The 7,546-nt window shown below is 59.2% G+C and carries 7 protein-coding genes; 2 read left to right on the forward strand and 5 right to left on the reverse strand.

Annotation, left to right across the window (positions count from 1 at the left end; translation table 11 throughout):
- Positions 1 to 66 precede the first annotated feature (66 nt).
- From DCO47_RS24395 to DCO47_RS24410, 4 genes are all read right to left on the reverse strand, one after another.
- Positions 67 to 999, reverse strand: coding sequence for a D-2-hydroxyacid dehydrogenase (locus tag DCO47_RS24395; RefSeq protein WP_065617454.1), 933 nt, complete (start codon positions 997 to 999; stop codon positions 67 to 69).
- Positions 1,000 to 1,104: 105 nt separating this feature from the next.
- Positions 1,105 to 1,398 (reverse strand): YcgL domain-containing protein, encoded by a 294-nt coding sequence (locus DCO47_RS24400; RefSeq protein WP_041478850.1) that lies wholly within the window; start codon positions 1,396 to 1,398, stop codon positions 1,105 to 1,107.
- The gene (gene rnd / locus DCO47_RS24405) at positions 1,395 to 2,528 is read right to left on the reverse strand and encodes a ribonuclease D (protein ID WP_064362548.1); all 1,134 of its coding nucleotides are present in this window, start codon (positions 2,526 to 2,528) and stop codon (positions 1,395 to 1,397) included. The genes DCO47_RS24400 and rnd overlap by 4 nt, the downstream gene beginning before the upstream one ends.
- A 163-nt stretch (positions 2,529 to 2,691) precedes the next feature.
- A complete protein-coding gene (locus tag DCO47_RS24410) occupies positions 2,692 to 4,341 on the reverse strand; it encodes a phosphoethanolamine transferase (RefSeq protein WP_116659101.1) in 1,650 nt (549 codons plus the stop codon).
- Positions 4,342 to 4,742: 401 nt separating this feature from the next.
- Between DCO47_RS24410 and DCO47_RS24420 the strand changes: the two genes are divergently transcribed.
- Both DCO47_RS24420 and DCO47_RS24425 read left to right on the forward strand, forming a co-directional pair.
- The gene (locus DCO47_RS24420; protein ID WP_116659102.1) at positions 4,743 to 5,915 is read left to right on the forward strand and encodes a cyanate transporter; all 1,173 of its coding nucleotides are present in this window, start codon (positions 4,743 to 4,745) and stop codon (positions 5,913 to 5,915) included.
- A gap of 176 nt (positions 5,916 to 6,091) precedes the next feature.
- The gene (locus DCO47_RS24425) at positions 6,092 to 7,027 is read left to right on the forward strand and encodes a LysR family transcriptional regulator (RefSeq protein ID WP_064362555.1); all 936 of its coding nucleotides are present in this window, start codon (positions 6,092 to 6,094) and stop codon (positions 7,025 to 7,027) included.
- 3 nt (positions 7,028 to 7,030) lie between these two features.
- Here the strand turns inward: DCO47_RS24425 and DCO47_RS24430 are convergent, their stop codons facing one another.
- Complete coding sequence (locus DCO47_RS24430; protein ID WP_065617457.1) at positions 7,031 to 7,396, reverse strand: 5-carboxymethyl-2-hydroxymuconate Delta-isomerase; 366 nt, start codon at positions 7,394 to 7,396, stop codon at positions 7,031 to 7,033.
- Between the last annotated feature and the right edge of the window lie 150 nt (positions 7,397 to 7,546).

The following is a 7,546-nucleotide window of genomic DNA, read 5'->3' on the forward strand; positions in this document are numbered from 1 at the left end:
CATCAATGTTGACTGACACACCGTTATCGCGAGCAGGCTCACTCCTACAAGAGGTACCGCGCAGAATCAGTAACCGCGGGTGAAATCCACTTCCCCACGCAACGCCTCACCCGCCTCATACGCCTTCAGGTTCTGGACAAACAAATCCACCATCAGCGCCGGCGACGTTGGTGCCGAGCTGTGCCCGGTCAGCAGCAAGCCCCACGCGGTCCAGAATGGATGGCGTTGCGGCAATGGCTCCTGACGGCAGACGTCAATCACCGCACCGGCCAGGTGCCCTTCCTTCAAAGCCTCGACCAGATCGGCATCGACCACCGCGACACCGCGCCCGGCGTTGATGAACAACCCGGTCGGCTTGAATTGCTTGAACAGCGCCGCGTCGTAGATATCGTGGGTGTGTTCGGTGTTCGGCAGCAGGTTGACCACGTAATCCACCTCGCCCACCAGACGCGGAAGATCGGCCAGCGCGCCGACTTCGACGAACGGCGCCTGTGCGCGGGCGCTGCTGGCGATGCCGTACAACTCGACGCCGAATGGCAGGAGAAATTGCGCGACACTCTGGCCGATGTCACCGGTGCCGACGATCAGCACCTTGCGCCCGACCAGACTCTGGCCGCTGCGGTTGTCCCACTTGCGCTCGACCTGGCTGACCAGCCGCGCCAGCACTTCGCGCTCATGGCCGAGAATGTAGGTCAGCACGTATTCGGCCATGACCTGACCGAAAATCCCCACCGCACGGGTCAGGCGATAATCGCGGCGCAAGCCGTCGGCGAGGAGCGGCGTGATACCGGCCCAGGTCGATTGCAGCCATTGCGGTTGATGGCCCTGGCGCAGCAGGGTCGCCAGCAGGTCCGGCTGGCCCAGCCAGACCGGGCAATCGGCGGCCTGACGCGCCAGTTCGGCGGAGTCGCCGCTGGTCAGGACTTCAAGCTCGGGCAGTGCCTGACGCAGCAGTCGGGCGTATATCGCGTGGTCGTGTTCGGCAATCAGAACGCGCATCTTCAAACCTTTCGCAAACCGTGCAGACGGCCGCCGGGATCGGGCCGGCCATCGCGGTAAAAACAGTTCCAGGGTTAACCGAGGCCCAGGACAGGGCCTCGCGGGTCAGACCGGGTCGTTGCGTCGCAGCAACTCTTCGGGCAAGTGCTCGATGTACTCGTCCTCGGCCGGTGGCATTTGCAGGTGATAGCCCTGCTTGTCGAGGTTTTCCAGGACTACGGTGATGTCTTCGCTGGCCAGCTTGCGCTCGGGCGACAACACCAGATCGAAGGAATGCTTCGCTTTGCCGAAAGCCGTCATCAGCGCTTCCGGCACGCGCTCGAGCGCATCGCTCTTGAGCACATAGAGATACATGCCGCTGCGCTTGGAGCTTTGGTAGATGGAGCAAATACGTTTCAAGGCTGTTCTCCGGCGGTGGACAGGCTGTCGAGCAGCTTCTGACCGAGCAATTCGCGGCGCCAGCCACGCAGCGAATCGGGCAATTGGTAAGGCCCCTCGGGGAAGCCGCTTTTGACCAGGGCTTCGAGGGTTTTCTTGCGCAGCATCAGTTCCGGGGCGATCCCGAGGCGTTCGGCCTCGGCCTGACCCAGCGCGCGCAGTTGCTTGATCAACGCAGCAGCTTCGATCGGCAACGGCTCCGGCACTGCCGGTGGCCATTGATCAGGGCCCACACTGCCAGAGCGCTTGATCAGATCAAGCAGAAACTGGCCGTCCTGACGCACGGTACGCGGGTGCATGTCTTCGATCTTGCCCAGCGCCGCGAGGTTATCCGGCTGCGTGCGGGCCAAGGGCCACAGCGAGTGTTCACGAACAATGCGGTTACGCGGCAAGTCACGGGCGCGGGCTTCTTTTTCGCGCCAGGCGCACAGCTCACGCAGCACGGCCAGTTGCGCGCGGGACAGCTTCCACGCCAGTTTCGCCTCGCGATAGACCTCGTAAGGATCGGTTTCGCGGCGCAGGTTGGCGACCAGTTCGGCGCCATCTTCCAGTACCCAGGCGAACTTGTCGTCGGACAGCTTGGGCCGCAACTCGACGAACACCTCGGCCAGATGCACGGCGTCTTCGGCGGCATAGCTGATCTGGGTTTCGGACAACGGACGCTGCAACCAGTCGGAGCGGGTTTCACCCTTGGGCAGGTCGATGCCGAGCACTTCCTGCACCAATCGCGAGTAGCCCATGGAAAAACCGAGGTTCAGGTAAGCGGCGGCCAGTTGCGTGTCGAACAGCGGCGCCGGCAGGCTGCCGGTCAGGCGCAACAGCACTTCGAGGTCTTCGCTGCAAGCGTGCAGGACTTTGAGGACCGCCGGGTTTTCCAGCAACGCGGCCAGCGGTTGCCAGGCGTTGATGGTCAGCGGATCGATCAGGTAGGCGCGTTTGCCGTCGCCGATCTGCAACAGGCCGGCAATCGGGTAGAAGGTGTCGACCCGCATGAATTCGGTGTCGAGGGCAACGAACGGCAGTTGCTGCCACTCGGCGCAAAACTGCGCGAGGCTTTCGTTGTCGCGAATCCAGTGAATATCGATAGCCACACGGCTCTCCCTTGAAGAATGGCGCGCAGTATATATCGCCACTGGCGATTTACGCGCCTTTGAAGGGCAAGAGCTGTAAGGAAATGTCTTGCCTGCCAGCAAGAATAGTCTGACAGCGGAAACAGAAAGGCCCGTCGCATCAGCGCGACGGGCAGCAAACGCCTCACTGCTTGGCCAGTACGCCGTCGATCACCGCGCCGCGACAGCCGGCAAACATGTCCAGGGCCGGCTGGTACACGCTGCTGCGCACCTCGAGCAGGCCGAGCATGGAGTGGAACAGGTTGTCCTGACTCAGCGGCTTGTCGCGGCTCAGTTGCAGGCAATGCGTATCGACCGAGTAGGCTTTCTGATAGCTGTCGGAGAACCACGCCAGCATCGCTACATGCTTCTGCTGCTCGGGCGCCAGCATGTACGGCGTGCCGTGCAGAAACAGGTTGTATTCGCCCAGCGATTCACCGTGATCCGACAGATAGAGCATGGCGGTGTCGACTTTGTCCTGATTGCTGCGCAGCACATCGATCAGGCTCGCCAGCACATGGTCGGTGTACAACAGCGTGTTGTCGTAACCGTTGACGATACTTTCGCGGCTGCAATTATTCAGCGCGTTACTCTCACAGACCGGGGTGAAGTGTTCGTACTCCTTGGGATAACGCTTGAAGTAATCCGGGCCGTGACTGCCCATCTGGTGCAGAACCAGCACCGTATCTTTATCCAGGTGATCGATAAAGCTCTGCAAACCCTGCAGGAGGATTTCATCGCGGCATTCGCTGTAGGCGCACAACGCCGGGTCCTGCAATTTGCTGACATCCTGCACCGTGACCCGGTCGCAAGTGCCTTTGCAGCCGGACTGGTTATCGCGCCAGATCACATCGATGCCGGCGCGCTTGAGCACATCGAGCAAACCCTCTTCATTCTTCGCCTTGCTGGCGTTGTAATCCTTGCGGCCCATGTTGGAGAACATGCATGGCACCGAGACCGCGGTCTCCGTGCCGCAGGAATGCACATCGGTAAAGGCGATCAGCCCCGCCTCTTTGTCCAGTTGCGGCGTGGTGTCCCGGTCGTAACCGAGAATGCCGAAGTTCTGCGCCCGCGCACTTTCCCCGACCACCAGCACGGTCAGCGATTTGCGGGGCTGGAATTGCAAGTCGGGATTGCGCTGGGCATCTACGCCGATCTTGATGAACGGCTGCTGCGCCGAGACGACTTGCTCTTGCAGGTAGCCGAGGGACGCGCCGATGTAATTGCTCGGCACCAGCATCAGGCGAATTTCATGATGGTTGCGAAACAACGAAGACAACCCCTGATAGTTGGCCAGTGCCACGACACCGATCACCACCGCAGAGGCGACACTGACAATAACTTTGCTGAACAACTCATGATGCCAGCGCCGATAAGTGACCGGCATTTTCCATAACACCAAACACGGCAAAATACCCAGAAAGACGATATAGGCAAACAACTTCATTGAAAGCAGATCACGCACTTCCGTCGCATTGGTTTCAGCAAAGTTTCGCAACATACCCGCATCGATCATCACGCCGTATTGGCTCATGAAATAAGCCACGCCAGCGCTGATTAAAAACAACAGGGTCAATAACGGTTTGAGCAGGGGGCGGAAAGCGAACAACGTCAGGACAATATTGAACGCGGCGAAGATCATTACGCCGAACGCCAGGCGCAGGGCGCTGCCCTTGCCATCCGCAGCGGTTATCTCGAACAGATGTTGCCAGAGCACCAGGTTGAAACCGAGCAACAAAAAGGCGCTGGCGAACAACGTCACCCATTCCGGGCGCACGGCTTTTAACTTCAACATGATGAGTGACTGTTCCTGAAAGAAGAGCCTCGTCACTTGTGAAAATTTCATTCACTGAGGCATGACAAACTTTAGGCAGCCATGGATCAATTTTTCGTGAAAAAGATGCTAATGATTAGTTGCCTTCGGGCATTGTTCTGGAAGTTTGCGCGTATTTGCGAATGGTTCAGGTTTCATTCAGTTAATTGCCCAGCTACGCCCCCCTGTAGGAGTGAGCCTGCTCGCGATAGCGATGTGTCAGTCAATATTTATTCATCTGATACATCGCTATCGCGAGCAGGCTCACTCCTACACGGGGATGCGGTGTTATCGAGTTTTCAGGTCTGGCGCGGGATTTTCTGATTTGCCGATCTGCGCGACGCGACGCCTAATCATCAGCTTCCGCAATCGAAGGCCTGCTGATGAATCATCACCGCCCCGCCGCTCGGCTGATATTCGCGATCATCCTTGTCGCACTTAATCTGCGCCCATCAATGGCCGCCGTGGGACCGTTGCTGTCGGCGATCCGTGGCGATATCCCGTTGAGCTTCAGCGCTGCCTCCCTGCTGACGATGTTGCCGGTCATGGCCATGGGGCTGGCGATGTTCTTCGGCCTGAGCGTCAGCCAGCGCTTCGGCGAACAGCGCACGGTGCTGCTGTCGTTGCTGATCATCGGGCTGGCGACGCTGTCGCGGTTGTTTATCGATTCGGCTCTTGCGCTGATCCTCAGCGCCATAGTGGCCGGCATCGGCATCGCCATGATTCAAGCGTTGATGCCGGCGCTGATCAAGTCGCGCTTTCCCGACAAAGTAGCGTTATGCATGGGCGTCTACGTGACGTCGATCATGGGCGGCGCGGCGATTGCCGCATCATTGGCGCCACTGGTGATGGTGCAGACCGGTAACTGGCGCGCAGGGCTGGCCGTTTGGGCCGGGCTGGCGGTGCTCGCCTTGCTGGTCTGGTGTCTACAGCCCGCGCGTGCCATATCAACAGGGATCAAGCGGGAGTCTGTTATCACCCGCCGTCGCGCCTGGTTGCTGGCGATTTTCTTTGGGCTCGGTACGGCGTCCTACACCTGTGTCCTCGCCTGGCTCGCCCCGTACTACGTGGAAAAGGGCTGGAGCGAACAACACGCCGGGCTGCTGTTGGGTTTTCTCACAGCGATGGAGGTCATTTCCGGCCTGGCGGTGCCTGCGATTGCCAACCGAAGCCGTGATCGACGCGCAATATTGGCGGCTCTGCTGTTACTGATCATCGGCGGTTTCTGCGGGCTGATTCTCGCCCCGGCGCAGCTGGCCCTGCTCTGGCCGTGTCTGTTGGGACTGGGTATTGGCGGTCTGTTTCCGATGAGCCTTATCGTCGCGCTCGATCATTGCGACGACCCGCAGCAGGCCGGTGGCCTCACTGCATTTGTGCAGGGTATCGGTTACCTGATCGCTGGCCTCTCGCCGCTATTGGCAGGGACAATTCGTGATCGGCTGGGCAGTTTTGAAGGCGCGTGGTGGGCGCTGACTGCGGTGATGGTGAGCATGTTGCTGATGGTCGTGCGCTTCCATCCTCGCCATTACACACGGCACTTGCCTGGCCCGGGCTAGAGGCCTCTGGCCATCTTTTCCGCACGAAATAGGCAACGTCGTGTTACTAAAAGTTTCTGTCCCACATGTGTCCGTGAAATGTCCTACGAGGGTTTCTCCTGGCACCATCGTTCCGCTAGGATCGTACGCACACGTTTGCGCGAATTCTGCGCAAGGGGCACAGCGAGACGGAACTCATGCTGAACAGTAATTTGCTTCGCAAGCTCGACATGCAGGATTTGATGGTATTTGTTGCTGTGTATGAGCAGAGCAGTGTCACCGATGTCTCGGAAACCCTGTTTGTCAGTCAGTCCACTGTCAGTTATTGCCTGAAGAAACTGCGCACCAGTTTCGAAGACGAATTGTTCATCAACACCCGCACGGGCATGCGCCCGACTTACAAGGCCTGCAGCATGTACGGCCATGTGCAGAAGATCCTCGAAAGCATCAACCTCTGCCACGCCGGAGCACCGGCCTTCGACCCGAGCCGGCAGGCGGTGACCTTCAACATCTGCGCCCCGGAATATTTCGAGCAGTTGATCCTGCCGCGCCTGTTGAAGCGCTTCGACTTCGACGATTTGCCGGTGATGGTCAACATGCACAAGTTCGAAACCGACGTGCCCGCCGATGAGTTACGCGACGGCTCACTCGACCTGGTGATCAGTTTCGGCCCGCACTTTCATCGCCAGCATGCGGATCTGAAATCACGGATGTTGCTTGAAGATGACCTGGTCTGCGTCTTCGACAAGCGTGCCACGCCACTGGAACCGCGTTTGAGCCTTCAAGCATTTACCGAGCGACGGCATGTGTTCCCGACGCCGTGGACATCGAGCACCAACATGGTCGACGGCTGGCTGGCGCGCCAGGCGCAGAAACGCCAGATCGTCGCGCGATCGAACAGCTACAGCGCCGCGTTGAAGATGATCACCGGCACTGACTTCATCCTCACCCTGCCCCGGCGCATCCAGCGTTTGCTGACCAATGACGCGGTATTCAAACACTGCGAGGCACCCAACGGTTTGCCGGGCTTCACCCTCGATATGCAGTGGAGCCAGAACGTCGATCAGGACAGCGCCAATGTCTGGCTGCGCGAGCAGGTGATTCAGGTGTGCAGCGAGCTGGAAAGCGCCTGAGCCTCAGATGCCGATCGCGGCCTTGCTGTAGGACTCGCGATCGATGTCGAGCAGTTCGACGCACAGTTGCACTTCAAGCCCGGCCGGCCATTCGCAGAGCTCCTGCAACACCGCCAGCAGGCTTTGCGACAACTGCTTCTTGATTTCTGCCGAGCGCCCGCTGAGCAAGGCCAGCTTCACATGGACGAAGGCACGCTCGCCGAGAGCCGTGCCGACCTTGAAGTGTTCGACCTTGATCGCGCGGCTCTTGATATCGAACTCCGCCCCGAACTGACCGGAACCGACCAGGGTGTTGTTGAGCCTGATCAGGGCAATGTCGGCGTTCAACTGCGTCAGGTTGGCGGTGTATTCCATGTGCAGGTGTGGCATTGCGGATCTCCAGTCAGGGGGTGCGGGGGCGTACGTATAACACATGCGGCTGAGCGGACTTTCTGTAGGAGCTGTCGAGTGAAACGAGGCTGCAAGCTTTTGATCCTTCATTTGAAGATCAAAATCAAAAGATCGCAGCCTCGTTTCACT

Source organism: Pseudomonas sp. NDM, from assembly GCF_003105095.1.
Lineage (GTDB): Bacteria > Pseudomonadota > Gammaproteobacteria > Pseudomonadales > Pseudomonadaceae > Aquipseudomonas > Aquipseudomonas moraviensis_A.

Bases quoted from the DNA above. Each gene is read 5' to 3' on its own strand.
- DCO47_RS24395 (WP_065617454.1), bottom strand. From the start codon at position 999: ATGCGCGTTCTGATTGCCGAACACGACCACGCGATATACGCCCGACTG.
- DCO47_RS24410 (WP_116659101.1), bottom strand. From the start codon at position 4,341: ATGTTGAAGTTAAAAGCCGTGCGCCCGGAATGGGTGACGTTGTTCGCC.
- DCO47_RS24420 (WP_116659102.1), top strand. From the start codon at position 4,743: ATGAATCATCACCGCCCCGCCGCTCGGCTGATATTCGCGATCATCCTT.
- DCO47_RS24425 (WP_064362555.1), top strand. From the start codon at position 6,092: ATGCTGAACAGTAATTTGCTTCGCAAGCTCGACATGCAGGATTTGATG.
- DCO47_RS24430 (WP_065617457.1), bottom strand. From the start codon at position 7,396: ATGCCACACCTGCACATGGAATACACCGCCAACCTGACGCAGTTGAAC.